At 63.5% G+C, this 26231-nt stretch carries 22 protein-coding genes; 11 read left to right on the top strand and 11 right to left on the bottom strand.

Translation table 11 applies throughout. The features are described from left to right. Positions 1-44: 44 nt before the first annotated feature. From ACYVHT_RS04765 to ACYVHT_RS04805, 9 genes are all read right to left on the bottom strand, one after another. Positions 45-665 (bottom strand): response regulator, encoded by a 621-nt coding sequence (locus ACYVHT_RS04765; protein ID WP_460548516.1) that lies wholly within the window; start codon positions 663-665, stop codon positions 45-47. A 58-nt stretch (positions 666-723) separates the two neighbouring features. After that, entirely contained in the window at positions 724-2694 is a 1971-nt protein-coding gene (locus ACYVHT_RS04770; RefSeq protein WP_460548519.1) for a histidine kinase, read from the bottom strand. Between the two features lie 322 nt (positions 2695-3016). Further along, a complete protein-coding gene (gene gltX, locus ACYVHT_RS04775; protein WP_460548521.1) occupies positions 3017-4564 on the bottom strand; it encodes a glutamate--tRNA ligase in 1548 nt (515 codons plus the stop codon). Between the two features lie 69 nt (positions 4565-4633). Continuing rightward, positions 4634-4825, bottom strand: a complete 192-nt coding sequence (locus tag ACYVHT_RS04780) for a hypothetical protein (RefSeq protein ID WP_460548523.1) — start codon at positions 4823-4825, stop codon at positions 4634-4636. 57 nt (positions 4826-4882) lie between these two features. Further along, positions 4883-5266: a RidA family protein gene (locus tag ACYVHT_RS04785; RefSeq protein ID WP_460548526.1), complete on the bottom strand. Its 384-nt coding sequence runs from the start codon at positions 5264-5266 to the stop codon at positions 4883-4885. Positions 5267-5314: 48 nt separating this feature from the next. Then, positions 5315-6814 carry a DUF6056 family protein gene (locus ACYVHT_RS04790; protein ID WP_460548528.1) on the bottom strand — a complete coding sequence of 500 codons (1500 nt, stop codon included), beginning with the start codon at positions 6812-6814 and terminating at the stop codon, positions 5315-5317. 51 nt (positions 6815-6865) lie between these two features. After that, positions 6866-8701 (bottom strand): glutamine--fructose-6-phosphate aminotransferase, encoded by a 1836-nt coding sequence (gene glmS / locus ACYVHT_RS04795; protein ID WP_460548530.1) that lies wholly within the window; start codon positions 8699-8701, stop codon positions 6866-6868. Positions 8702-8783: 82 nt separating this feature from the next. Then, a complete protein-coding gene (locus tag ACYVHT_RS04800; RefSeq protein ID WP_460548531.1) occupies positions 8784-10334 on the bottom strand; it encodes a DUF4270 family protein in 1551 nt (516 codons plus the stop codon). Beyond that, positions 10318-11130 (bottom strand): glycogen/starch synthase, encoded by an 813-nt coding sequence (locus tag ACYVHT_RS04805; protein ID WP_460548533.1) that lies wholly within the window; start codon positions 11128-11130, stop codon positions 10318-10320. The genes ACYVHT_RS04800 and ACYVHT_RS04805 overlap by 17 nt, the downstream gene beginning before the upstream one ends. A 119-nt stretch (positions 11131-11249) precedes the next feature. Here ACYVHT_RS04805 and panC point away from each other — a divergent pair, with 119 nt between their 5' ends. The 8 genes from panC to ACYVHT_RS04845 all read left to right on the top strand — a co-directional run bounded on the left by panC (position 11250) and on the right by ACYVHT_RS04845 (position 20373). Then, positions 11250-12095, top strand: coding sequence for a 4-phosphopantoate--beta-alanine ligase (gene panC, locus ACYVHT_RS04810; protein WP_460548535.1), 846 nt, complete (start codon positions 11250-11252; stop codon positions 12093-12095). An 86-nt stretch (positions 12096-12181) separates the two neighbouring features. Continuing rightward, the gene (gene panD, locus ACYVHT_RS04815) at positions 12182-12529 is read left to right on the top strand and encodes an aspartate 1-decarboxylase (protein ID WP_460548537.1); all 348 of its coding nucleotides are present in this window, start codon (positions 12182-12184) and stop codon (positions 12527-12529) included. A 110-nt stretch (positions 12530-12639) separates the two neighbouring features. Then, positions 12640-13686: a lysylphosphatidylglycerol synthase transmembrane domain-containing protein gene (locus tag ACYVHT_RS04820; RefSeq protein ID WP_460548539.1), complete on the top strand. Its 1047-nt coding sequence runs from the start codon at positions 12640-12642 to the stop codon at positions 13684-13686. 54 nt (positions 13687-13740) lie between these two features. Next, positions 13741-14220 (top strand): nucleotidyl transferase family protein, encoded by a 480-nt coding sequence (gene rfaE2 / locus ACYVHT_RS04825; RefSeq protein ID WP_460548542.1) that lies wholly within the window; start codon positions 13741-13743, stop codon positions 14218-14220. 151 nt (positions 14221-14371) lie between these two features. Beyond that, positions 14372-15049, top strand: coding sequence for a zinc metallopeptidase (locus tag ACYVHT_RS04830; protein WP_460548544.1), 678 nt, complete (start codon positions 14372-14374; stop codon positions 15047-15049). 260 nt (positions 15050-15309) lie between these two features. Beyond that, complete coding sequence (locus ACYVHT_RS04835; RefSeq protein ID WP_460548546.1) at positions 15310-15933, top strand: helix-turn-helix transcriptional regulator; 624 nt, start codon at positions 15310-15312, stop codon at positions 15931-15933. Between the two features lie 252 nt (positions 15934-16185). Next, the gene (locus ACYVHT_RS04840; protein ID WP_460548548.1) at positions 16186-17112 is read left to right on the top strand and encodes an SMP-30/gluconolactonase/LRE family protein; all 927 of its coding nucleotides are present in this window, start codon (positions 16186-16188) and stop codon (positions 17110-17112) included. Between the two features lie 60 nt (positions 17113-17172). After that, entirely contained in the window at positions 17173-20373 is a 3201-nt protein-coding gene (locus tag ACYVHT_RS04845) for a reprolysin-like metallopeptidase (protein WP_460548550.1), read from the top strand. Between the two features lie 91 nt (positions 20374-20464). Here the strand turns inward: ACYVHT_RS04845 and ettA are convergent, their stop codons facing one another. Then, the gene (ettA, locus tag ACYVHT_RS04850; protein ID WP_460548552.1) at positions 20465-22129 is read right to left on the bottom strand and encodes an ABC transporter ATP-binding protein; all 1665 of its coding nucleotides are present in this window, start codon (positions 22127-22129) and stop codon (positions 20465-20467) included. Positions 22130-22461: 332 nt separating this feature from the next. Between ettA and ACYVHT_RS04855 the strand changes: the two genes are divergently transcribed. The 3 genes from ACYVHT_RS04855 to ACYVHT_RS04865 all read left to right on the top strand — a co-directional run bounded on the left by ACYVHT_RS04855 (position 22462) and on the right by ACYVHT_RS04865 (position 24941). Continuing rightward, on the top strand, positions 22462-23781 hold the full coding sequence (locus ACYVHT_RS04855) for a DUF349 domain-containing protein (RefSeq protein WP_460548554.1): 1320 nt from the start codon (positions 22462-22464) through the stop codon (positions 23779-23781). 101 nt (positions 23782-23882) lie between these two features. Continuing rightward, on the top strand, positions 23883-24104 hold the full coding sequence (locus tag ACYVHT_RS04860) for a DUF2795 domain-containing protein (protein WP_035561220.1): 222 nt from the start codon (positions 23883-23885) through the stop codon (positions 24102-24104). A gap of 153 nt (positions 24105-24257) precedes the next feature. Then, positions 24258-24941 (top strand): ABC transporter ATP-binding protein, encoded by a 684-nt coding sequence (locus tag ACYVHT_RS04865; RefSeq protein WP_460548556.1) that lies wholly within the window; start codon positions 24258-24260, stop codon positions 24939-24941. Positions 24942-25034: 93 nt separating this feature from the next. On the opposite strand, the gene ACYVHT_RS04870 is transcribed toward ACYVHT_RS04865, so the two are convergent. Continuing rightward, a complete protein-coding gene (locus ACYVHT_RS04870) occupies positions 25035-26225 on the bottom strand; it encodes a lycopene cyclase family protein (RefSeq protein ID WP_460548558.1) in 1191 nt (396 codons plus the stop codon). Between the last annotated feature and the right edge of the window lie 6 nt (positions 26226-26231).

The following is a 26231-nucleotide window of genomic DNA, read 5'->3' on the forward strand; positions in this document are numbered from 1 at the left end:
TATCGCATATTGATGCTAGGAATATCTCAATATTGAATAGGGTTTTAGCTGTGCCGGCTCCGGGCCAGCAGCTCGGCCTTGGAGTTGATTTGCAGCTTGTCGTACACCGTGCGGATGTAGGCGCGCACCGTGTTGAGGCTGATGCCCAGGCGGTCGGCCACCAGCTTGTAGCTCAGGCCCTGCTCCAGGGCTTCCACTATCTGCTGCTCGCGCGGGGTGAGGGCGGCGCTGGGCGCAGCCGGTCGGAAATAGCGCATCACGTGCCGGGCAATGGCCGGCGACATGGGCGAGCCGCCGGCCAGCACATCAAGCAGCGCCTGCTTGATGTCGGGCAGCGGCGTGCTTTTGACCAGGTAGCCCACCGCGCCCGCGCACAGCGCCTGAAACGTGCGGTCGGCATCCTGATACACCGTGATGAGCACCACCTCGGCCTGCGGAGCCACTTCCCGCAGCAGCCCGATGCCCTCAATGCCGGTAGCGCCGGGCAGGCCAATGTCGGAAAGCACCAGCCGGGGCAGGGGCGCTCCTGCCGCCAGGGCTTCCAGCAATTCTTCAACCGAGCCGGCCACCGCCACGCACTCAAACTCCGGCTGCGCGCACAGGTACGTATGGAGCGCCTCCCGAATGGCGGGCTGGTCTTCGACAATGGCCAGGCGAATTTTCATGCCGCAAAGTTACCGGGCCCGGGTATGCAGCGGCATCGCATATTGATGCGGGGCCGGTTCAGGCGGCCGGACTGCTGCGCCCGAACGCTTTCCAGCCCGAAGGCAGCGGCACCACCACGCATACCCGGAAGCCCTGCCCGTCGGCGCCGCTGGTTGCGGCCCCGTGCAGCGCCTGGGCCCGCAGCTGAATATTGCGCAGGCCGTGGCCCGAGCGGCGCGTATGGCCTGCGGGCTCCCTTGGTGCTGCATTTTGCCCGTTGTCTTTGATTTCCAAGGATATGTGCGTGGTGGAGCCCGGCTCCAGGCGCACGCGCACCAGCACCAGGGTGGCGCCGGTGGCATGTTTCACGGCGTTGTGCAGGCTTTCCTTGAAAATGAGGTAGAGGTTGCGGCGCAGCAGCACCGGCAGGCGCTGGGCGGGCAGCTCGGCCGGAAAATCAAATTCGACGCCCAGGCCTGCCGCGCCCAGCACATCGAAGGCGTAGTCGCGTATGCGGTCGAGCAGGTCGGGCAGGTGGTCGTTGTGGGCATCGAGGCTCCACACCACGTCGTTGAGCTGGCGCACGGCCGAGCGGCTGGCTTCCGAAATCTGGCCCAGCTGGCGGCGTTGCCCGGCGGGGTCGGCCAGGCCTTCCTGCAGCAGGCTGCTTTGCAGCGAAATCTGACTGAGCAGGCTGCCCACGTCGTCGTGCAGGTCGGCGGCCAGGCGGTTGCGCAGCTCGGTTTCGCGCAGGCGCTGGCGCTGGCGGTAGCGCCAGAGCAGGGCCGCGCCTGCCAGCAGCAGCAGCAGCAGCAGGCCCGCGAGCAGGGTTTGGCGCTGCTGCTGGCGCAAGCGCTCCAATTCCCGCTGCTGGTTCAGCAGCTTGAGCTGCGCCCGCTGCTGGCGGCGCTCGTAGCTGAGCTGCAGGGCCGTGGTGCGCCGGCTCATCTCGGTACCGCCCAGGCTGTCGGCCACCTCCGTGTAGCGCTGCTGCGCTGCGTAGGCCTGCGGGTAGTTGTGGCGCCGGGCGTAGGCCTGGGCCAATACCGCACTGGCGGCTTTGATGTCTTCCTGCGAATGGTTTTGCTGGCCCAGGCGCAGGGCCTGGGTGCCGTACCAGATGGCGCTATCGGGCCGGCCGGCGTGCAGGCTGGCGCGGGCCAGCAAACTCAGAACGCGGGGCTGGAGCAGCAGCAGATTGGCCGCGCCGGCCTTGTGCAGAATGCCGTAGGCGGCGGCCTGCGCGGCAGCACATTCGCCCAATTGCTCGCTCATTTCGGCCAGGTTCAGGTCCATGCGCAGCACGTCGGGGGCATCGCCCAGCTGCTGGCTCACGGCGCGGCTCTGGGCGTAGTAGCGCCGGGCTTCGGGCCAGTGGCCCTGGCGGCGACTCAGCTCGCCCAGCTCGCCGTAAATGAGGTTGAGGCGGTCGGGATAGTCGTAGTGGCGGGCCACCTGCTGGGCCGCCAGCAGGTGGGCACGGGCCAGCAGGTACTCGCCCAACCGGGTATAAATGCTGCCTGCCTCAATCTGCAGGCTGGTGTGGAAGCGGCGCTCGTCGCCGGTCGAGCTGATGGCCATGGCCTGAAAAAAATAAGCCAGGGCCACGGCGTAGCGGCCCTGCTGGTCGGCAATCCGGCCCAGCCGGCCCAGGCAGCGCATCTGCCCGCCCGGGTCGTGCAGGCGCGTAAACTCGGCGTTGGCCTGGCGCAGCCAGGGCTTCGCCGCGGCGTACTCGGCCAGCGAGATATGGTAGTCGGCCACGTCGAGCAGCGTCTCGGCCAGCAGGTCGCCGCGCGAAATCCGGCGGGCCAGACGCAGGGCTTCGCGGCGCGTGGGGCCGGCGGCGCGGGCATCCTGTGCCGCTATCTCATTGGCCAGCCTGGTGAGCAGCACTACCCGCATGCTGTCGGGCCGGGGGTGCGCCTGCAGAAGCGCCCGCACGCTGTCGATGCGCCGAAACGGGCTCGGCATCAGCCTGTTTTTGGCAGCGGGTGGCAGCGGGGCCGCCGCCAGCTGGCGGCCGTTGCCCATCAGCAGCAGGAGCACCGCTAGCCCCCACCTACACCATCTGGTTAAGCACGATGAGAACAGAAGGCGAATTGCAGTCAAAGAGGGGGAGGAGAAAGGCGGGCAAAAGTCGGAAATTCCGGCATATAGCGGGAGAAAGATACTAGCTTACCAGCTATCCGAGCGTATTTATGATTGGCACAGCGCCGGTCACCGGTACCAGCCGGCGGCAGTGGCGCTGGCCAAATTCTCCCGAACCAGCCAAAAGCAAACCAGGCTTCGGCCAGAGGGCGGCAGTCTGGCTGACTGCACACTCTGGCCGAAGCCTGGTTTGCTTTTGGCTGGTGCTCGCGGGGCTTTCCTACGCGGCGGGCAGCGTGGCCACGGCCGTGCGCAGGCGCTCGGCTACTTCCGGCACGCCCAGAATGACGAGCGTCTCGAACAGGTCGGGGCCGGCGGCGGCCCCGGTCACGGCCACGCGCAGGGCCTGCAGCACCTGGCCGGGCTTGAGGCCCTGGGCGGCCATGGTGTCGTTGAACAAGGTTTTCAGGCCTTCGGCCGAAACCTCGGGAGCGCCGGGCAGGGCTTCGGCGTAGGCCGTGAGGGCGGCAGCTACCTGGGCGTTCCACTTCTTGCCGATGACGGCCTCGTCGTACTCCGTGGGCGCCTGGAAGAAGTATTTGGCCTCCTGCCAGAAGTCTTTCGGGAACGAAACCCGCTCCTTCATCACGCCCACAATCTGCTCGGCTTTCTCCTGGCTGCACACGATGGCGTGCTCGTGCAGGGCCTCCAGCAGGTAGGGGGCCAGCTCGGCATTGGACTTGGCGCGCAGGTAGTGCTCGTTGAACCACTTCACCTTGTTCTGGTCGAACTTGGCCGGCGACTTGCTCACGCGCTCAATCGAAAAGGCCTGAATCAGCTCGTCCATCGAGAATATTTCCTGCTGAGTGCCCGGGTTCCAGCCCAGGAAGGCCAGGAAGTTCACCATGGCCTCGGGCAGGTAGCCTTCTTCGCGGTAGCCGCGGCTCACGGTGGCCTCGCCGGTATCGCCGTCGGTGCCATGCCATTCCAGCGGAAACACCGGGAAGCCCAGGCGGTCGCCGTCGCGCTTGCTCAGCTTGCCGGTACCGTCGGGCTTCAGCAGCAGGGGCAGGTGGGCAAACTGGGGCATGGTTTTCTCCCAGCCCAGGTAGCGGTAGAGCAGCACGTGCAGCGGCGCGCTCGGCAGCCATTCCTCGCCCCGGATGACGTGCGAGATTTCCATCAGGTGGTCGTCCACGATGTTGGCCAGGTGGTAGGTCGGCATGCCGTCCGACTTCATCAGCACCTTGTCGTCGATGGCGCTCGAATGCACCACCACCCAGCCACGAATCAGGTCCTGAAAGCGCACTTCCTCTTTGCGGGGCACTTTCAGCCGAATCACGTACTGTGCGCCGCCATCCAGCAGGGCCTTCACCTCGTCCTCGGGCAGGGTGAGGGAGTTGCGCATCTGGGCGCGGGTGATGGAGTTGTACTGCGGGTTGGGCACCTTGGCCGCCTGCAGGCGGGCGCGCATGGCATCCAGCTCCTCGGCCGTGTCGAAGGCGTAGTAGGCGTGGCCGTCGGCAATGAGCTGGTCGGCGTACTGCTTGTACATGGGCTTGCGCTCGCTCTGCTTGTAGGGGCCGTGGGGGCCGCCCACGCCCTGGCCTTCGTCAATCACGATGCCCATCCAGGCCAGTGCTTCCAGAATGTATTCCTCCGCGCCGGGCACGAAGCGGTTCTGGTCGGTGTCCTCGATGCGCAGGAGCATTTTGCCGCCCAGCTTGCGGGCCAGCAGGTAGTTGTATAGGGCCGTGCGAACGCCGCCAATGTGCAGCGGGCCGGTGGGCGAAGGCGCAAAGCGCACCCGAACTTCTCTCTCAGTCATGGCAAATGAAAAGCGCGCCCCGGTTCTCGGAGCGCGCTGCAAAGGTAAGGCGAGTCTGGTGGTTGGTCGTCAGTCCCGGTTCCGGAAGCCGAGCCAGAGCACCAGCCCCAGCAGGGCGATGCCACCCCGAATTATCCAGGCCACGGTGGTGCCCCAGTTCTCAATCCAGGTGAGAAAAACGTAGTGCAGGTTGGGGTTAATCAACGGCAGCACCAGCGAGATAAGCCCAATAATGAGCAGGCCGAGTCCAAGTTCTTTCATAAAATCCGGGGAAAATGAGCAAATGGTTTTCAAGCCAACGCCCCGCCGCCCCGGATATTATGCCCCCACGGCCACGCAGGAAATTTCCACTTCCACGTCGCGCGGCAGGCGGCTTACCTCCACCGTTTCGCGGGCCGGGGCAATGGCTTCGTCGAAATAGGAGCCGTACACCTGGTTGATAACCGCGAAGTTGCCGAGGTCTTTCACAAAAATGCTGCACTTCACCACGTCCGTGAGGGCGAGGCCGGCGGCGGCCAGCACCGCCGTCAGGTTCCGGAGCACCTGGTGGGTCTGGGCCGCCACGTCGCCGGGCACCAGCTGGCCGGCCGCATCCAGCGGTATCTGGCCCGAGACGTACACGGTATTGCCGGCCTTCACGGCTTGCGAGTAGGGGCCAATGGGCGCGGGGGCCTGGTCGGTGAGAATAATCTGGTGAGCCATGTGGGCGGGGAGAATAGTTGCTGAAGCCCCAAAGTAACGGCGCGGGGCTTACATGCGGGGCGGCTTCGGGGCCTGCGGGCCAGGTTGCGGTACCGTGAGCGGGGGGGCGTTGAAATAATCGGCGTACTCGCGCAGCAAGACGGAATCCTGCACGCCCCCAATGTCGAAGCAGAAGAGCAGCTCGGGCCGGTTTTGCAGTGGACGCATGCGCACCACGGGCCGCTCAGTAGCCAGGCGGCGGTAGCGCGCCCGTAGCTCGGCATCGTAGCGGGCCGCTTCGCCGCCCAGCCACTGCTGGTAGGCCCGGATGGCGTTGTTGCTGCCACTGCCCAGCAAATGCCGGCGGGTCTGCACGTTGTAGTCGGCAAAGAAGAAGACGACCAGCACGCCGGCCCACACCAGCCGCAGGGGCTGCGCCGCCAGGGCCGCCGCCACGGCCGAAGGCTGCCCCTGCCGGCTGCACCAGCCCAGCAGCAGCCCAAACCAGCCCGGCACAAAAAGCAGGTAGAGCGCAGTGCGCGCCCGCAGGGGGAGCCCCGTGCCACTGGCGTAGAAGGCCGGGCAGTTGGCTGCCGCCAGCAGCAGACTCAGAAAAACGGCCAGCGCCCAGGTGGGCACCTGCCCCAGCAGGCGCACGAGCAGGACATCCCGCCGCCGGGCCAGCCGCATGAGCGTGGGCAGCAGCAGGGCCGATAACGCCAAGAGGACCGGGTTGCCGGCCCACGTCAGCAGCAGGTAAGCCGCCGTCGCCACCGAGTAAAGCAGCGTTTTCATCACCCCGAACGACTCGCCCATGCTGCTCATTCGCACAAAATTGCCGGGGGCCGCAAACGAAACGACGCAGCCCAGCAGCGCCAGCCCCGCCAGTGCGGCCAGCCCCAGGCTTCGGCTGCGCCACCAGCTGAGCAGCGCGCCCACCAGCAGCGCCAGCAGAAACGGCAAGGCCACCGGCTCGGTGGTGCCCGCCACGGCCACCGTCAGCCCGGCCATCCCGGCCGCCCAGCCGAGGCGGGCTCCGTTGCGCGGCCGGGCGGCCACGTACCGTGCATAAGCCACCGGCCATAGCAGAAGCAGCCAGGCGGTGGCAACGTACGTGTAGGCCCCGGTAAACCAGTACAGTCCCTCGGCCTGGCCGGGCGCATACGCCAGCCACAGCCCCAGCAGCAGCCCCGCGCCGCGCCAGGCCGCCCCGCCCGAAACCCGCAGCAGCGCGCCCAGGCCCAGCCTGAGCACCAGCAGCGTGCCCAGCATAAAGCCCAGCGCGACCGGCCACCAGTGGGTTTCCAGGTGCGTGTAAACCAGTGGGTTGGCCAGGGCCAGCAGCACTGTGGTGGTGTAGCGGCCGGTGTGGCCAAGGTAAAAATACTTTTGCGCCGCCCAAAAGCCCAGCTGCTTCACCGTGACTGCATCAAGCAGGTCATCGAGCGCCGGATGGTTGAAAAAGGACAGCGCCACAAACGGCAACGCCACCAAAAGCAAGCCGACGGTAATCAGCAGGTTTTGGTGGCGTTGAATAATCTGGAGAGCAAAGCGGGTAAGTCGGCTCATCAAAAAGGCTGAATGACGTACTTACCAACAGTCCTCATCTTGCCGGCGGACTTATTCCACCGTCACCGACTTGGCCAGGTTGCGGGGCTGGTCCACGTTGCAGCCGCGCAGCACGGCAATGTGGTAGCTCAGCAATTGCAGCGGCACCACCGACACCAGCGGCATCAGGATTTCGCTGGTGTGGGGCACCTCAATCACAAACTCAGCCATGGGCGGAATCACGGTATCGCCCTCGCTCACAATGGCGATGATGCGCCCCTTGCGGGCCTTCACCTCCTGAATGTTGCTCACCACCTTTTCGTATGAGCTGTCGCGGGTGGCAATCACCACCATCGGCATGTTCTCGTCAATCAGGGCGATGGGGCCGTGCTTCATCTCGGCGGCCGGGTAGCCCTCGGCATGAATGTAGCTGATTTCCTTGAGCTTGAGTGCGCCTTCCAGGGCCACGGGGAAGTTGTAGCCCCGGCCCAGGTACAGGAAGTTGGTCGCATCCTTGAAGATTTCGGCAATGGCGCGGATTTCTGTGTCCAGCTCCAGCGCCTTGGTCACCTTGGCCGGAATCGTCTCCAGCTCCACCATCAGCTCGCGCAGCTTGGTGTCGGTGATGGTGCCGCGCTTCTGGCCCATAATCATGGCCAGCAGCGTCAGCACCGTTACCTGGGCCGTGAAAGCTTTGGTCGAAGCCACCCCGATTTCGGGTCCGGCGTGGGTGTAGGCGCCGGCATCAGTGGCGCGGGCAATGCTGCTGCCCACCACGTTGCACACGCCGAAGATGGTAGCGCCCTTGCTCTTGGCCAGCTCGATGGCGGCCAGCGTATCGGCCGTTTCCCCGCTCTGCGAAATCGCAATCACGATGTCGCGCTCCGTGATAATCGGATTGCGGTAGCGGAATTCCGAAGCGTACTCCACTTCCACCGGAATGCGGGCCAGGTCCTCAATCAGGTACTCGGCTACCAGGCCGGCGTGCCACGAGGTGCCACAGGCCACGATGATGATGCGCTGGGCATTCACGAATTTCTGCTCGTAGGCCCGGATGCCGCCCATGTTCAGGTGGCCGGCTTCCAGTTCCAGGCGGCCACGCATGGAGTCGAGGATGGAGCGGGGCTGCTCAAAAATCTCCTTCAGCATGAAATGCTCGTAGCCTCCTTTCTCGATGGAGTCGAGCTCCATTTCCAGCTTCTGGATATAAGGCGTCTGGCTCACGTCTTCCTTGCTGCGGATTTCGAGCTGCCCGTCGCGGATAACCGCAATTTCGTAGTCGTTCACATACACCACTTCGTTGGTGTACTCAATGATGGGCGTGGCATCGGAGGCAATGAAAAACTCGCCTTCGCCAATACCAATCACCATCGGCGAGCCTTTGCGGGCCGCAATGAGCTGGTTGGGGGCATCCTTGCTCAGCACCACAATGGCGTAAGCGCCCACCACTTCGTGCAGGGCCAGACGCACGGCCTCTTCCAGCGTGCAGGCGTTTTGCTTCTGAATTTCCTCAATCAGGTTCACGAAAACCTCCGTGTCCGTGTCGGAATGAAAAACGTGGCCTTGCAGCTGCAGGTGCTTTTTCAGCGCCGCGTAGTTCTCAATAATGCCGTTGTGGATGATGGCAATGCGCTCCGACGTGGAGTAGTGCGGGTGGGCATTCTCGTCGTTGGGCTCGCCGTGGGTAGCCCAGCGGGTGTGGCCCATGCCCACGTTGGCGTGGGTGTTTTTCTGGGAGATAAATGCTTCAAGGTCACTGACCTTGCCTTTCTTTTTATAGACGGTGAGGTCGCCGTTGAGCAGGGCCACGCCCGCGGAGTCGTAGCCGCGGTATTCGAGCCGGTGCAGGCCTTTGAGAATGATGGGGCAGGCCTCACGATGGCCCAGGTAAGCAACAATGCCGCACATGGCAGAAAGAATTAAGTTCTGGGAAAAAAGAAAAACACTAGCCCGCTCCTACGCCATCAGGACGGAGAAGCGGGCTAATTTACTAGCGTTTAGAATAATAGACGCGCAGCTTAATATTGGCCGCATCAAGCGCAGCACGGTTCAGGGTCAGGGTGCTCGAAGCCCGGATGTTGGGGGCCAGCACCAGCGCATCCGGGTTGCCGCCCAGCTTGTTGTAGAGGTAGGCCTGCAGGTAGCTGGTCACAGGCACGCTGTAGTAGGCCTGGGTGGTGGTAACATCGACGAGGCTGCCGGTGGCGTAGGAACCCACGCCCTGCGGGTCGGCTCCATCGGCCTGCACTACCCGGTCGGTCGGAATAAAATTCACTATCCGCTGCAGAACGTTGTTGTTGGCGTCCACCTCCGACGCATACAAGGCGTTAGGATTCGGGAACAGGGCGTTGGTGTAGGGCTTCACCGGCACCCGCAGCTCGGCGCGGTTAATGGTCAGGCCGCCGGCCGTGGCTGCCGCAATAAGGTCGGCCAGGCCCGTGAAGGAAACCCGCGTGGCCAGGCCCGTGCCCTCCTGGGCATAGCTCAGGCCGTTGAGCACCGACGGATTGACCATGCCGCTGCGGCTGTTGAGCACCTGCAGGTTGGGCGGCAGGTCGGTGGTTATCTGGGTGTAATAGCGCGGGTCGTTGCTGGCCGACAAGCTCAGGCTGCTGAATGTGGGCCCAAAGTAGATGGAGTACGTAAAGCGCTGCCGGGCCAGCGTACCGCTGGCATCGAAATGGTAGTAGAACAGCATGCGCTGGCGCAGGCCCCGGCTAAACGCCACAATGGAGGAGTTGTGGCTGGTGCTGGGCAGAATGGCAAGGCCCTTCAGCAGGCTGTTCAGCGTTGTCTGATTGAAGCCGGGCTGGCTGATGCGGGCGAAAAGCCCATCGATAAACGCCGACGGAATATCCGAAATAGCGGGCTGTCCCGGGCTGGCCGGCACCCCCTGCCGCCGCACCACCAGGCGCACCGTGGGGTCGGAAGCGGTGGACGTGACAGCGGGCGTGGCGGCCGTGGTGGCCGTAGCAGCCACGGCTGCCGTCACTATTACTTGCTGCGTACGGTTGAGGCGGCTCACCAGGTTGGTGCCAATGGCCGTGGAAACCGGGCCCAGCGGCTGCGGCGTGCTGGTGTCATACAGCTGCCGCTCATCGAGCGGCGCGGTGAGCGGGTACACGTCGAACCGCGCCGGCGTGCTACTGCTGCCATACACCTGGTCAAACCCCATCACCATCACCACCGAGTCCAGAATGGCCGGCGTGGTGAAGCTGGTAACGCTCGACGGCAGCGAGTCGGTCACGCTGCCGCCCACGGCCGTTACGGTCCCGGCATCCAGCACGTTGAGGTAGGCATTGGCCGTGGTCGTGCCCGCGAGATTGTCGTTGAGGCGGCCCACCAGGAAGTGGTCCGTTTTCAGGGATTGCACCGGGGCCAGCCGCACGGTCGATACGCTCAGGGGCAGGTCCTGGTATTGTGTGTTCACCGATGAGGTGTCGGGCAGGTCCACATTCAGGGCCGTGCCCGTGTCGCAGGCCGTGAGAGCTAGGGCGACCAACGCCACCAGAGGAGCACTGCGGCTAGTTAGCCAATTCATTGTAGAGCGCTAGGTAAGAAGAGTGCAGGTTTTCGTCGGTAGCCACCTGGCTGAGCTTGTTGTGGAGGGCGTATTCGTGAAACATGCCGTTCATGTTTTCGCTGAAGTCCTCGTCGGACCGCACCACGGTGTCAGCATACTCCATGCCCATTTTGATGAAGCCGCTGAAGTCTGCCGTTTTCAGCGAAGCCAGCATGGCGTCGTCGATGTCGAGCATTTTGGCTTTCTCCAGAATGTTGCCCTCAAATTTATCGTTGAACTCGTTGTTGTAAATCGAGAACACCGATTTGGCGTCCTTGAACACCGGGTCTTTCTTGTAGGTGGTTTTCAGGTACAGCGGAATCAGACCGGTCATCCAGTCCGAGCAGTGCACGATGTTGGGCGACCAACCCAGTTTTTTTACCGTTTCGAGCACACCTTTGCAAAAAAAGATGGCGCGCTCGTCGTTGTCTGCATAAAACTTATCATTTTTGTCGACCAAAGCCGACTTGCGGTGGAAATAGTCTTCGTTATCGATAAAGTAAACCTGCAGCTTGGCGGTCGGAATGGAAGCCACTTTGATGACCAGCGGCTTCTCGTCGTCGCCCACCGCAATGTTGATGCCCGACAGGCGCACTACTTCGTGCAGCCGGTTCTTGCGTTCGTTGATAATGCCGAAACGAGGCACGAAAATGCGAATTTCGCAGCCCATCTCCTGCATGCTGGCGGGTAGGCGCCGGAGCATTTCAGCCACTTTCGTGGTCTGCAGAAATGGGTCAATTTCGGTGGCCGCGTAAAGGATTCGTAGCTTCGACATAAAGGAATTATTGAAGAGAATGGGACAAGGCCATGCTATGGGTGCACAAAATTAAACAATTTTGAGCGGAAAATCAATATACACCCCGCCGGAGGCCGTCCCAAAGGCCTTCCTTTGCCATGCAGATACTAACTACCGCCGCTGAGTTGCAAGCCTATACCGAAAAGGCGCGGCAAACCGGCAAGCGCGTGGGCCTGGTGCCCACCATGGGCGCGTTGCACGCCGGCCACCTCCAGCTGGTGCAGGCTGCCCGGGCCGAGTGCGACGAAGTCATCGTGAGCATTTTCGTCAACCCCACGCAGTTCAACAACGCCGAGGACTTCCGGCTCTACCCGCGCGTGCCGGAGGCCGACGCGGCCCTGCTGGGCCCGGCCGGCTGCACGGTGCTGTTTGAGCCCTCGGTAGAAGAGATGTACCCGCAGCCCACCGTGCTGCGCTTCGACTTTGGCGATTTGGAGCGGGTGATGGAGGGCGCGCACCGGCCCGGTCATTTCAACGGCGTGGCCACGGTGGTGAGCAAGCTGTTTCACATGGCGCGGCCGCACCGGGCCTATTTCGGGCAAAAGGACTGGCAGCAGGTGGCCGTGGTGCGGCAGCTGGTGGCCGACCTGTCGTTCGACCTGGAAATTGTGGCCCGGCCCACCATTCGCGAAGCCGACGGCCTGGCCATGTCCTCGCGCAACCGCCGGCTCGATGCCGAAGCCCGCGCCGTGGCCCCGCTGCTGCACCAGGTGCTGGCCGCCGCCGCCGATAAGGTGCGGCAGGGCGTAGCGCCCGCCCGGGTGCAGGCCGAGGCCAGCGCTGCGTTGGCCGCCGAGCCGCAGCTGACGCCCGAATACTTTGAAGTGGCCGATGCCCGGACCCTGCAGCCGCTGGCCGCCTACGTGCCCGGCCGGGCCGTGGTGCTGTGCTTGGCCGCGCACCTGGGCGGCGTGCGCCTCATCGATAACGTGGTGGTGGAGTAGGGGCGGGCTTTCGCGGTGCGGTGCCGGGTGCGGGGCTGGTTGGGGCTTTATCTTTGCAGCCCTTATCAACGCTGTTAATCCGAGCTATGTACATCGAAGTAATGAAGTCCAAGATTCACCGGGTCACGGTCACGCAGGCCGAGCTGCACTACATTGGCAGCGTGACCATCGACGAGGACCTGATGGACGCCGCCAACTTCGTGGAAAACGAAAAGGTGACCATCGTGAACGTGAACAACGGCGAGCGGTTCGAAACCTATACCATTCGGGGTCAGCGCGGTTCGGGCACCATTTGCCTGAACGGGCCGGCCGCCCGCAAGGTGCAGGTGGGCGATGTCGTGATTATTTTCTCCTACGGCTTCGTCGATTTTGCCGAGGCCCGGCAGCACCGGCCCACCGTCATTTTCCCCAACGAGCACAACCGCCTCGCTTAATTTCAATGAGCGAATGGGGGAATGGCTGAATGGCTGAATGTTTAGGATGCATTCAGCCATTCGCTCATTCACCCGTTCACCCATTGCAATTCATTCACCCATTGCAATTGATGAAGCATTTACTGACGGTTCTCAAATACGTGCTGCTGCTGAGCATATCGGGGGCGCTGATGTGGTACGCCATGCGCGGCCTGAAGTGGGACGACATCACGCAGGCCATTCGCACGGCCAACTACTGGTGGCTGGGCATCACGATGGGGCTGTCGGTGCTGGGCTACTTCAGCCGGGCCTACCGCTGGCAGATGCAGCTCGTGGCCTCAAAATACGACACCGGCTACTGGCCCGTGTACCACGCCATGATGGTGGGCTACCTGGCCAACATCGTGCTGCCGCGCATGGGCGAAGTCATTCGCTGCTCGGTGCTGCGGCGCACCAGCGGGGTGCCGGTGCAGGTGGCGCTGGGCACGGTGGTGACCGAGCGCGTGATTGACGTGCTGGTGCTGCTGGGCCTGCTCAGCTCGGTGCTGCTGCTGGATTTCAATACGTTCTGGCGCTTTGTGACCGACAACGTGCTGGGCGGGCGCTACGACGCGTTGGCCCGCAACCGCACGCCGCTGCTCGTTGCGGCCATTATTGGCGGGGTGCTGCTGCTCTCGGTGGGCTACGCGCTGTTTCGCAACCTGGAGCGCCTGCGGCAAAATGCTTTTTTCAACAAAGGGGTGCTTTTCGTGCAGGGCCTGCTGGCCGGCGTATTCAGCGTGCTGAAGCTGGAAAACAAGGGGCTGTTCCTGCTCCACACGGTGTTTACCTGGCTGGTCTATTACCTCATGGACTACCTGGCGTTCTTCTGCTTTCCCGAAACCTATGGCCTCGACATGCGGGCGGGCCTGGCGGTGCTCACGTTTGGGGCGCTGGGCATGGCGGCCCCGGTGGCGGGCGGCATCGGGCCGTTTCACGTCATGGTGCAGAGCATTTTGCTGGTGTACGGCGTGAGCAAGGAGGCCGGTATTGCCTACGCGCTGGTGGTGCACGGGGCCCAGACGCTGCTGGTGGTGCTGATGGGGGCCATCAGCTTTTTTGCCGTGGCGGCCGCCGACAAGGGCAGCGTCCTCACCGAGGCCGAAGCCCTGGCCGGCGAGCCGTTGACCACGGAGTGAACGGCGGAATGATTCGCCACTTATTCCGCTATTCACCTATTCACCCATTGACTCATGTGGACGAAAGATAAAATCCTGACCCGCGAGCAGCTGCCCGCCACCCTGGCCGACTGGCGGGCCGCCGGCCGCAAAGTGGTGTTCACCAACGGCTGCTTCGACCTCCTGCACCTTGGCCACGTCGACTACCTGGAGCAGGCCCGGCACCTGGGCGACGCCCTGGTGGTGGGCCTGAACACCGATGCCTCGGTGAGCTGCCTCAAGCCCGGCCGGCCCATTCAGGACGAAACGGCGCGGGCCCGCATCCTGGCCTCGCTGGCCTTTGTGGATGCCGTGGTGCTCTTTGGCGAGCCCACGCCGCTGGAGCTGATTGAGCTGGTGCAGCCCGACGTGCTGGTGAAGGGCGACGACTACGCCCTCGCAAACATTGTGGGCCACGAGCTGGTGCTGGCCCGGGGCGGGGCCGTCCGCACCGTGCCGCTGGTAGCGGGCTACAGCACCTCACGCATCGTGGCGCGCATTCTGGCCACGCAGTAGCCACTTTGGCAGGAGGGAAAAGCCTGCATCTTTTTTGCAGAAAGGGTGTTCTGGAACGGTAGCCGATGGCTTTCCGGATGGGAAGCCGGTAGCCATGGCGTTGTGCTTCGTCCAGCGGTGCACGTCCCCTTCATCTCACTTTTTTCTCATCATGTCTTTTCCCTATCTGCTCGTCATTCTGATAATGGTTGCCAGCTGGGCTATCCAGTGGCGCCTGCGTAGTAAGTTCAAGGAATATGCCCAGGTACCCCTTCGCGCTGGCTTGTCCGGTGCCGAAGTCGCCACCAAAATGCTGGCCGACCACGGCATCTACGACGTGCGCGTCATCAGCACCGACGGCCAGCTCACTGACCACTACGACCCCGCCAACAAAACCGTGAACCTGAGCGAAGGCGTGTACGCTGAGCGCAGCGTTGCGGCGGCGGCCATCGCGGCGCACGAGTGCGGCCACGCCGTGCAACACGCCACCGCGTATTCGATGCTGAAGTTTCGCTCGGCAATGGTGCCGGCGCTGAGCGCGGCGTCGCGCTACTTGCCCGTGCTCCTGATTGGCGGCATTCTGCTGTTGCAGCGCTCAGTAATTCCGCTGGGCCTGGGCATTGTGCTGCTTGCGCTTACCACGCTGTTCTCGTTCATCACCTTGCCGGTCGAGTTTGATGCTTCGCGCCGGGCGCTGGCCTGGATTGACAAGCGCGGCATTGTGACCGCGCAGGAGCACGCCATGGCCAAAGATGCCCTGTGGTGGGCTGCTATGACCTATGTGGTGGCCGCTTTGGCTTCGCTGGCTACGCTGCTCCACTACGTGAGCATTTTTCTGCGCCGCCGGTAGGTCGTCGCCTTTCTCGCCTAAAAAGCCGCCGTCCTGTTTGCAGGGGGTGGCTTTTTTTATGGCCGGCCAGCGCAACTCGCACGGCAAAAAAGTCAGGTAAAAGCCAAGTAATCAATTATTATATTATTTAATATAAATAATTATTGTTAATCGGAGTTTGAATACTATTGTGCCAACCCTTCCGCAGCGTTCCTGCGGTGGCCATGCTTGCCAGAGGCCGCCGTAGTCATTGTTCCACGTCACTTTTTTCTGCCAAGACAATGACCGTTTCTACCCCCACGGCCCTGATTGCGGCCGCGCCCACGCTGCTGCGAAAGGGCCTGACTGCCATCCTGCACGAGCGGTGGCCCCAGCTGCACCTCACCCTTACCGCCGATGCCACGCAGGTGGCTGAGCTGGTGGCCCACCTTTCATTTGGCCTGCTGGTGCTGGACGAGGCACTGCCCGGCCGGGCGCTGGCCGAGCTGCTGGACCGGGTGCACCGCGTCCGCCCCGCCCAGCGCCTGGTGGTGCTCACCGACCCGCACTCGCCAGCCCAGCTGGCCGGGACGGCCCCCTGGCCCGGCACCCCGCTACGACTGCCTCGGTACGTATTGCCGCATGTGCTGGTGGCGACCCTGGCCGCCTGGCTTGATGCGCCGGCGGAGCCGTTGCAGCCGCTGCGGAGCACGGCCGCTGAGCCGCTGCCCGACCCCTTTAGTCGGCGCGAACTGGAGGTGCTCCGGCTGGTAGTGGCCGACTGCTGCAATGAGGAAATTGCCAACCGGCTCTTCATCAACGTTCGCACGGTAGAAACGCACCGCCGCAACCTGCTGCAGAAAGCCGGCACCCGCACGGTGGTGGGCCTGACGGCGCGCGCCGTACGCGAAGGCTGGGTGGCATAAGAGCCACTGGCGCGGTGCGGGCACCGCTGCGATGGAGGAAAGCAAGCTGTGCCAAGGGGGAAAGCCGGGCCAGGAACCGCTGGCTGGTGCTGCTGCCGTGCCCGGAAAAAGCGGCTCTGCACCGCAGCGGGGCGGGTGGGTAGTAACCGAATAGTCCGAAAGAAGGCTTTGGTGAAGGAGCAGGGGCTAGTGCAGGCAGTGAATTACCTTTCCGGCGCTACTGCGTTAGTAAGTCTTATTCCTTCTTCTCAAATGCTTTCTTTCGTCCTGCGCACCAGCTTTATGGCGCTTGTTGCCAGCGCTGGCGCCATCCTCACCGCGATGCCCCAACCTACTCCCCGCACCAGCTCCATTCTGGCCGGCTCGGCTACGCCGCAGCTGATATCCCGGCAGTTCAAGTTCACCGAAGGGCCAGCGGTGGACAAGGCCGGGAATGTCTTTTTTACCGACCAGCCCAACGATAAAATCTGGAAATACAGCACCGATGGCAAGCTGAGCGTTTTTCTCGATAAAGCCGGCCGGGCCAATGGCATGTACTTCGACAAGAAGGGCAACCTGCTGGCTTGCGCCGACGAGCACAACCAGCTCTGGTCCATTGCGCCCGATGGCCAGGTAACCGTGCTGTTGAAAGACGTGCAGGGCCACCAGCTCAACGGCCCCAACGACCTGTGGCTGCACCCCACCAATGGCGGCATCTACTTCACCGACCCCTACTACCAGCGCGACTACTGGACGCGCACCGCGCCCGACCCGGGCCTTGGCGGCCAGAAGATTTATTACCTGCCCAAAGGCCAGGCCCAGCCCGTGGTGGCCGACGACTACCTGCAAAAGCCCAACGGCATTGTGGGCACGCCCGATGGCCGGCTGCTGTACGTGGGCGACATCGACGGCAACAAAACCTACCGCTTTGAGATTGGGCCCGATGGCAGGCTCACCAACCGGACGCTTTTTGCCCCGCAAAGCTCCGATGGCATGACCATCGACAACGAGGGCAACGTGTACCTCACCGGGCACGGGGTGACGGTGTATAACGCCGCCGGCCAGCAGATTCAGCACCTCGACGTGCCGGCCGGGTGGACGGGCAACGTCTGCTTCGGCGGCAAGGACCGGAAGACGCTGTTCATCACGGCATCGGAGGGTGTTTACATCGTGCCCATGCGCGTGCATGGGGTGAACTAGCGGGGTTGTTTCGACGGATTGGGGCGCTATATTTGGCCGACCACATTTAATCCTACTCCGTTGAACAAAAACTACTTATCTGCCGCCCGCAAGCTACTTGTCGGCGGCCTGCTGCTGCTCAGCACCCGGGCCCTTGCGCAGGGGCCGCCTCCGGCTGTCGCACTGTTTCAGGACGAGGCGGCCCGGCCCACGGCGCTGTTGGCGGCGCTGGAACACGCCCGGCCGCTGGCGCTGGACGTGGCCGCCGCCCGGGCCGTGCTGGCCACTGCGCCGCCCGAAAACCCGGCCGGCCCCGCGCCGTTGGTGCTGGCGCTGCCTTTGCCCAACGGTGGCACCGGCCGCTTCGCGGTGTGGCAATCGGCCGTGATGGCCCCGGCCCTGGCCGCGCACTTTCCCGAAATCCAGACCTACGCCGGCCGGGGCCTCGACGATGCCACGGCCACCGTGCGCCTCGATTTGACGCCGGCGGGCTTTCATGCGCAGGTGCTGTCGGCCGCAGTGGGCACTTTTTACATCGAGCCCGGCCAGCGCGGCGACTCGCGGCACCACCTCAGCTTTTTCGGCCGCGATGCGCGGCCGGGGGCGGCGCCCGGCGTGGTGTGCCAGCAGCCGGACCCAACGGCTAAAAGTGGCGGTGCCCGGCAGGCAGTGCCGCCGGGCGGGGGCGGGCCGGCGGCCATTGGCAGCGGGGGCTTGCTGCGCACCTACCGGCTGGCCGTGGCGGCCACCGGCGAATACACCCAGTTTTACGGTGGCACGGTGCCGCTGGCCATGGCGGGTATTGTGACGAGCGTGAACCGCATCAACGGCGTGTTCGAAACCGAGGTGGCCGTGCGCTTCGTGCTCATTGCCAACAATAACCTGCTGATTTACACCAACCCCGCCACCGACCCTTATACCGATGGCAACTCCCTGGCCATGCTGCCTGAGAACCAGACGACCATCGACAACGTCATCGGCACGGCTAATTACGACATCGGCCACGTATTCGGCGGCCAGAATGCGGGCGGGCGCGGCGCTTATACTTCGGTGTGCCAGCCGGCTACCAAGGCCCAAGGGGCCACGGCGCTGTCGAATCCGGTTGGCGACTTTTTCAGCGTGAAATACGTGTGCCACGAATTCGGACACCAGTTTGGGGCGCACCATATTTTCAACAGCAACGCGGCCATCAACTGTGGCCCCAACCGCACGGCCGCCACGGCCTGGGAGCCGGGCTCGGGCAGCACCCTGATGTCGTATTCGGGCCTGTGCCCCGGCCAGGATATTCAGAGCGATTCGGACCCGTACTACAACATCGGAAGCTACGAGGAGATGCGCGCTTTCATCGTGACGACGAGCTGTGCCGTAACCGCTGCCTCTGGCAATACGCCGCCTGCCGTTAGTGTGCCGCCGGGTAGCCCCACGCTGCCCATTGGCACCCCTTTCCGCCTGACCGCCAGCGGGGCCGATGCCGACGGGGATGCCCTGGTTTACAGCTGGCAGGAGCTCGACCTGGGCACGGCCGGCGGACCTGCCGACCCGCAGGTGGCCAACGACAACATCCCGCTTTTCCGGGCATTTCCGCCCACGGCCTCGCCCACGCGCTACTTCCCGCAGCTGAGCGACGTGGTGAACAACTTCACGACGGTGGGCGAGCGGCTGCCGACGGTTACGCGGCGGCTCACGTTTAAGTGCGTGGCGAAGGACCTGCACCAGGGCGCGCTCGGCACCATTGGCGGCGTCACGACCAGCGACTCGGTGAAGCTGCGCGTGACCAGTGCGGCCGGGCCTTTCGTGGTAACCAGCCCCAACACGCCGCTGGCCTGGATAGGCGGCTCGACCTATAACGTGACTTGGAACGTGGCCGGCACCACCGCCAACGGCGTGAACTGCGCCCTCGTGAATGTGCGGCTGAGCACCGATGGCGGCTTCACCTATCCCACGGCTTTGGCCCTGAATGTGCCCAACAACGGCACGGCGGCCGTCACGCTGCCCAACGTGGCCACCAACCAGGCCCGCATCATGGTGGCGGCGGCGGATAATTACTTCTTCGACATCTCGAATGCCAACTTCACCATCAGCAGCCCCGGCGTGTGCCCGCCGCCCACGGCTTTGGCGGTGGGTAACATCACCAACACCAGCGCCCGGCTGAGCTTCAGCACCAGCAGCGCCGCCCAGCAATACGTGGTGACGACGCTGCCCGCCACGACTACGCAAACCGTAACCGCCTCGCCGGTAACGCTTACGGGCCTGCTGCCCGGCACTGCCTACACGGTGTACGTAGCCAGCGGTTGTAGCGGCGGCGGTACCTCCGTGGCAGCATCGGCCAGCTTCGTGACCACGGCGCCGCCCATCTGCGGCGCCGCCTCCGACCTGGCCGTGACCAACCGGACCATGACGGGCGGCACGGTCAGCTTTGTGGGCTCGGCCTCGGCCACCAGCTACACCGTAACCACCATACCGGCTACCATTAGCCAAACCGTCACGGCTTCGCCGGTGGTGCTGACCGGCATGACGGCCGGCACCGTGTACACGGTGCAGGTGGTGAGCAACTGCGCGGGCGGGGCCACGTCGGCTGTGTCCAGCCTGCGCTTCCGCACCGTGGCTCCGGTGCCGGCTAATGATTTCTGCAGCAATGCGCTGCCGCTCGCCTGCGGCCAGCGCGTGACCGGCAGCACCGAAAGCGCCACCGCCACCGGCGACCCCACGACCTTCTGCGACGACACCGTGGACGGCGGCGGCGTGTTCTACACCATTGCCGGCACGGGCGGCAGCATCACGCTCACCAACTGCGACTTATTCACCGATTACGATACCAAGCTTTTTGTGTATCGGGGGGCTTGCGGAGGCCCCTACACCTGCGTAGTCGGCAACGATGATACCAACGCCGGCGGCTGTGCCCAGCCTTCCACCGTCACCTTCAATTCGGTGCGGGGCGTGACGTACCTGGTTTTCGTGTCGGGCTACGGCGGCGACAAAGGCAATTATGCGTTGCTGGCTACCTGCGCCACCGTTTCGGCCACGGCCAGCCCGGCGGCGGCCTCCTTCGACGTCTGGCCCAATCCGGCGGGTGTCCACGCCGCCTTGCGGATAACCCTGGCGGCGCCAGCCCCGGCCGCGACGGCCACGTTGTGCAGCGTGCTGGGCCAGCGCGTGGCCCAGCGCACGTTTGCGGGGGCGGCTACCGAGCTGCCCACGACCGGCCTGGCAGCGGGCACCTATCTGCTCATGGTGCAGGTGGCCGGCCTGGCACCGGCCGTGCGCCGCGTGGTGGTGGAATAGGGGAGGAGCGTAAGGCGAAAGAAAACAAAAAGGCCGACGCTGGGTAGCGCCGGCCTTTTTACTTCTGGTAACACGGGTTTCAAAGCCCGTATTACCCCAGCTTCTTGTACCGCACGCGCTTGGGCTCCACGTCGCCCAGGCGCTTGCGCTTGGCTTCTTCGTAGTCGGTGAAGTTGCCCTCAAACCACACCACTTCCGAGTCGCCCTCGAAGGCCAGGATGTGCGTGGCCAGCCGGTCCAGAAACCACCGGTCGTGGCTGATGATGACGGCGCAGCCGGCGAAGTTCTCCAGGGCGTCTTCCAGCGCCCGGATGGCGTTCACGTCCAGGTCGTTGGTGGGCTCGTCGAGCAGCAGCAGGTTGGCGCCCTGCTTGAGCGTCATGGCCAGGTGCACGCGGTTTTTCTCGCCGCCCGAGAGCGTACCCACCTTCTTTTCCTGGTCGCCGCCGCCGAAGTTGAACTTGCTCACGTAGGCGCGGGAGTTCACCGGCCGGCCGGCCAGCAGCATGGTTTCGGTGCCGCCCGTGATGGTGTCGAACACCGACTTGCTGCCGTCCAGCGTGTCGTGCTGCTGGTCGATATAGGCCGTTTGCACCGTCGGGCCCACCACGAAGGTGCCCGCGTCGGGCTGCAGCTGCTCGGTGATGAGGCGGAAGAGCGTGGTTTTGCCCGCGCCGTTGGGCCCGATGATGCCCACAATGCCGCCCTGCGGCAGCGCAAAGCTCAGGTTCTCAAACAGCAGCTTGTCGCCGAAGGCTTTACGCAGATTTTCGGCTTCGATGACCTGGGCGCCCAGGCGCGGGCCATCCGGAATGAACAGCTCCAGCTTCTGCTCCTTGTCCTTGGCTTCCTCGCTGGCCAGCTTGTCGTAGTTGGCCAGGCGGGCTTTGCCCTTGCTCTGGCGGGCTTTGGGCGACATCCGCACCCATTCCAGCTCGCGCTGCAGGGTTTTGGCGCGCTTGCTTTCCTGGTTTTCCTCCTTGGCCAGGCGGTCGGTTTTCTGCTCCAGCCAGCTGCTGTAGTTGCCCTTCCACGGAATGCCCGAGCCCCGGTCCAGCTCCAGAATCCAGCCGGCCACGTTATCGAGGAAGTACCGGTCGTGGGTTACGGCAATGACGGTGCCTTTGTATTGCTGCAGGTGCTGCTCCAGCCAGAACACGCTTTCGGCGTCGAGGTGGTTGGTGGGCTCATCGAGCAGCAGCACGTCGGGCTCCTGCAGCAGCAGGCGGCACAGCGCCACGCGGCGTTTCTCCCCGCCCGAGAGGGTGCCGATGATGGCTTCTTCGGGCGGCGTGCGCAGGGCGTCCATGGCGCGCTCCAGCTTGCTGTCCAGGTTCCAGGCGTCGAGCTGGTCGAGGCGCTCCTGCACCTTGCCCTGGCGGTCGAGCAGCTTGTCGAAGTCGGCGTCTTCGGCCCCGAAGGCTTCGTTGATTTCGTCGTATTCCTTCAGCAGCGCTACGGTTTCGGCGGCGCCTTCCTCCACTATTTCGCGCACGGTTTTGGTGGGGTCGAGCTGCGGCTCCTGCTCCAGGTAGCCCACCGAATAGCCCGGCGAAAACACCACCTCGCCCTGAAACTGCTTGTCGACGCCGGCAATGATTTTCAGCAGGCTCGACTTGCCCGAGCCGTTGAGGCCCAGCACGCCAATCTTGGCCCCGTAGAAAAACGAGAGGTAGATATTCTTGAGAACTTGCTTCTGCGGCGGGTAAATCTTACTCACGCCGGCCATGCTGAAAATAATGGTCTGGTCGCTCATTGTAGTGCGGAAATGATGAGGAGTGAACTGAGTGAGGGGCTGGCCGCGTATCCTGAACGCCAGGCGCCGGCCCGGTGGGCCGCAAAGAACGGCAAAGTCGGCCGGCCGGCCGCACTTTTTTGCGGCCCGAAGTGGCCCTTGCTGCCCGCTGCCGCATTTGCACGGCCGGGGCGGCGCGCTCCTCGCCATAAACTACATCGCATCATCACCTTTTTACCGTAAACTTGTAGTTCCTTCCCGCACCACATTTCAGCCACAGCCCGCGCGCTTACCCTTCCTTTTCCCCCCCCCCAACCACCTTCACTCTCCTACCCACGAGCTTACCTTTCTGTATGGAACCAACCGACCACCTGCTGGCCGAAGCCAAGCGCTACGGCTACGTGGAAGCCGATGGCGTGTGGCTGCGCCCCGTGCTCTCCCAACCCGCCCGCCAGATTGGGCTGGTGAAAGAATCGGACGATGCCGCCCTGCGGTATTTTGCCCAACGCTTCGAAACCCTCCGCGCCAAAGTGGATGCCCTGCTGGAAAAAATGGAAGCCAGCGACAACAAGGGCTCCTTTCTGATGAAGGCCCTGCACCTCAAAGAGCAGCTGCTGAGCTACGACGGCCTCGGCGACTTCACCAGCCTGCACCGCCGCCTCACCGAAGCCGAAGAGGCCGTGGCCGTGACCGTGGCCCGCAACCGCGAAAAAAACCTGGCCACCAAAATCGGCTTCGTGCAAGAGGCCGAAGCCCTGCGCGAGAGCATCGAGTGGGTATCGGCCAGCGAAAAAGTGAAAGACCTGCGCCAGGGCTGGCTCAAAACCGGCCCCGTCGACAAAGCCATGACCGACGAGTTGGAGCGCCGCTTCCAGGCCGCCATTCAGGAATTCTTCGACCGCCGCAAAGCCTTCCAGTCTGATAAAAAAGCCATGACGGCCCGGGTGCAAACCCGCTACCGCGACCTCATTCAGCAGGCCGAAGCCATCAAAAACTCTGACCAGTTCGAAACCACCTCCCGCCAGCTCAAGCTGCTCCAGCAGCAATGGCGCGAAGTCAACGGCAACCTGCCCAAGAAGCAGGCATCCGAGCTCTGGATAAAGTTTCGGGCGGCCAACAACCACTTCTTCGAGCGCCTGAAGGCCCACATCGCGGCCCAGCAGGCGGCCGGTGCGCCCGGCGCGCCCGCCACGCCCGAGGTGCTGCTGGCCCGCAAGCGCACCCTTGCCGAGCGCGCCGAAGCCCTGATGAACATTCCGCCGCAGGAAGCCATTCATCAGGCCAAATCTTTGCAGGCCGAATGGAAGCAGGTGGGCACCGTGCGCGGCGAAGAATCGGACCGCATCTGGCAGCGCTTTATGGTGGCGTGCGATAAAATATTCGAGCTCAGCGCCTTGGAGTACCACCTGCGCAAGCGTACCGATGGCGCACCCATGCCCACGGCCCCCGCTGAGCGGGCACGCTTCCGGGCCGATACGCTGCGCACGCTGCTCGTCGACGACAACCAGGAGCTGGCCACGCTGCGCGCCAACCTCGACAACCTTAGCCCCAGCGCCGCCAACGATGCCTTCCGGCAGATGCTGCAAACTAAAATTCGCTCGTTTGAACGGAAAATTCGCACCAAAAACGACCTAATCGCGCTGTTTACGCAACAGGCTCAGGCCGCCGGCTAACCTTGGCCGGCGTTTTGCGTTGTCGTTTTGCAATTGGCTGCCCGTTTGTATCTTGACGGGAAACGCTTACCTTCGCCCACCTTTTTTTTATCCGCCTTACTATGTATTGGACTCTCGAACTGGCTTCCTACCTGGAAGATGCTCCCTGGCCCGCCACCAAAGACGAACTGATTGATTTTTCCATCCGCTCGGGCGCGCCCATGGAAGTGGTGGAAAACCTGCAGGCGTTGGAAGACGACGGCCAGCCCTACGAAAACATCGAGGAAGTATGGCCCGACTACCCGACCAAGGAGGACTTCATGTTCAACGAGGACGAATACTAAATCAATTATGAGTGTTGAATTATGAATTATGAATCACCTGGGAAGTCATCGCCGGAATTCATAATTCATAATTCAACACTCATAATTCCCGCGCTTAGCGCGGAGAATCTGGTTGCGGGCTACCCCGGCAGGGTGCTGGTCCGCAACCTTTTTTTGTGCCTGTCCCAGCCGGCTTTCGTGGCGGTGGTGGGGCACAACGGCAGCGGCAAAACCACGTTGTTTCGGGTGCTTACCGGCCAGCTGCCGTACCAGGGCCGCGTGCAGCTGCACGGGCATGAGGTGCGCGACCTGCGCCGCGCCGCCACCACCGGCCTGCTCGGCTACCTGCCCCAGCGCGGCACCCTGGATTTTGCCATTTCGGTGCGCGAACTGGTGGTGATGGGCCGCTACCGCCACCACGGCTTGCTGAGTGCCTATAAGCCAGCTGATTATGCGTTGGCCGATGCCGCGCTGGCCCGTGTCGGCATGGCGCATCTGGCGGCGCGTGACTTCACCCGGCTTTCCGGGGGCGAGCAGCAACTGGTGTGGCTGGCCCAGCTCAGCCTGCAGGATGCCCAGGTGTACCTGCTCGATGAGCCCACCCAGCAGCTCGATGTGTACTACCGGCGGCAGGTGTTTTCACTCATTCACGGCTGGGCCGCGCAGGAGCATAAAACCGTGCTCTGCAGCACCCACGACCTCGACAACCTGCCGGAGCTGACCGGCTACCTGCTCAACCTCTCCGAGCCCGCGCCACAGCTGAGGCCACTTTCCATCGAAACCGTGCGCGAGGCGCGCAGCTGGCTGGAGCAGGCCCCATCAGCGGTAGGGGCGGGGCCTGCCCCCGCCCGTCGTTGAGCGGCATCGTTATTCCTGACGAACAGCCGGATGGAGGCAAGCCCCGCCTCTGCAGCCCACGGGGCTGGGCCAAAGCATTGCTTCGCCTCAATTTCAGGCGCGCTGCCCCGGCCGGCCGCGCAATACGTGCGCGATGGACCGCATAAATGGCCCGGCCGATACCGAATTCATCACCCGCAGGTTGTCGGCCCAACCCGTTTGCTCATCCAGAAACCGGAAGATGCGCTCCACCGGGTTGCGCTCAAACAGCTGCCGGAAAATGTCCCGCGTGGTTTCGCCCCGCCGCCGCATGATGTCGAGCAGCAGCGTATCGAACAGGTGAAACTGCCACTGGTCGCCGGTTACATCGGCGGGGAGCTGGCCGGTTTTGGCCAGCGCCGCCACCAGCCGCGCCGAGTGTTGCTGAATGCGCTTGAAAGCGTAGCCGGTGCTGGGCTTGGCCCGCCCGCCCCGCGTGCCAATGTTGATGATATGCGGGCCGGTGCGGGCCGGCAGCGGGTGGTCAGTCATCGGAATAGCTCCGGTTTCTTCGGCCGTGATGCGGTAGCTTTTCAGCCGCAGCGTATGGGCCAGGTACTCCCGGATAGCGGCTTCGTATTCGTCCTTCGGAAGCAGCGTTTCCGAAAACAACGTGTACTCCACCAAGGCTTTGCGCGCGGTGAAAGGCAGCACGTATATGAACCGCGCCTCGTGCTGCTGCTCGCCGCGGAAGTCCATAAATTCCACCGTATTCGGGTCAAAAGCATCAGCATCCGCTTCAATCTCCCAGCCCACAAAGTGCTGCAGCAGGTAGCGGTGCTGCTGCGGCTGCTGCAGCCTGGCCAGGTCGGGCGGGCGGCTATCGAAAGCATAGCGGGCGGTGAAAGTGCCGGCCGAAGTAACGGCGGTGGCCCCCATCGAAGTGTTTGTCAGGCTTTCAACGGTGCCGTGCAGCAGCGTGAATTGCGGGTTTTCGGCCAGTGCCCGGTGCACAAAACGGTAGTAGTCCAGCCCGTTGATGGTCTTGTAGCGGTAGCGCCCCAGGTCGATTACCTTGTCAAAGCCGGGGCTGCGAAAGACTATCTGCCGCCACTCGTGCGCCACTATGCCATCGAACAGGCCCGGCCCATCGGCCCAGAACGACCAGGTGCGGTCGTTCTGCGTCTTGGCTTCGGGCTCAATAAGCAGCACCTTCTTTCCTGCCAGCCGGGGCTCCTGCGCCATGTGGTAAGCCAGGCTCAGGCCCGCCGCTCCGCCGCCTATAATAAGGTAGTCGTGCTCCAGAATGGTTTGGGCAGAAGGCATAAGCAG

The sequence above is a fragment of the Hymenobacter daeguensis genome, assembly GCF_054780555.1.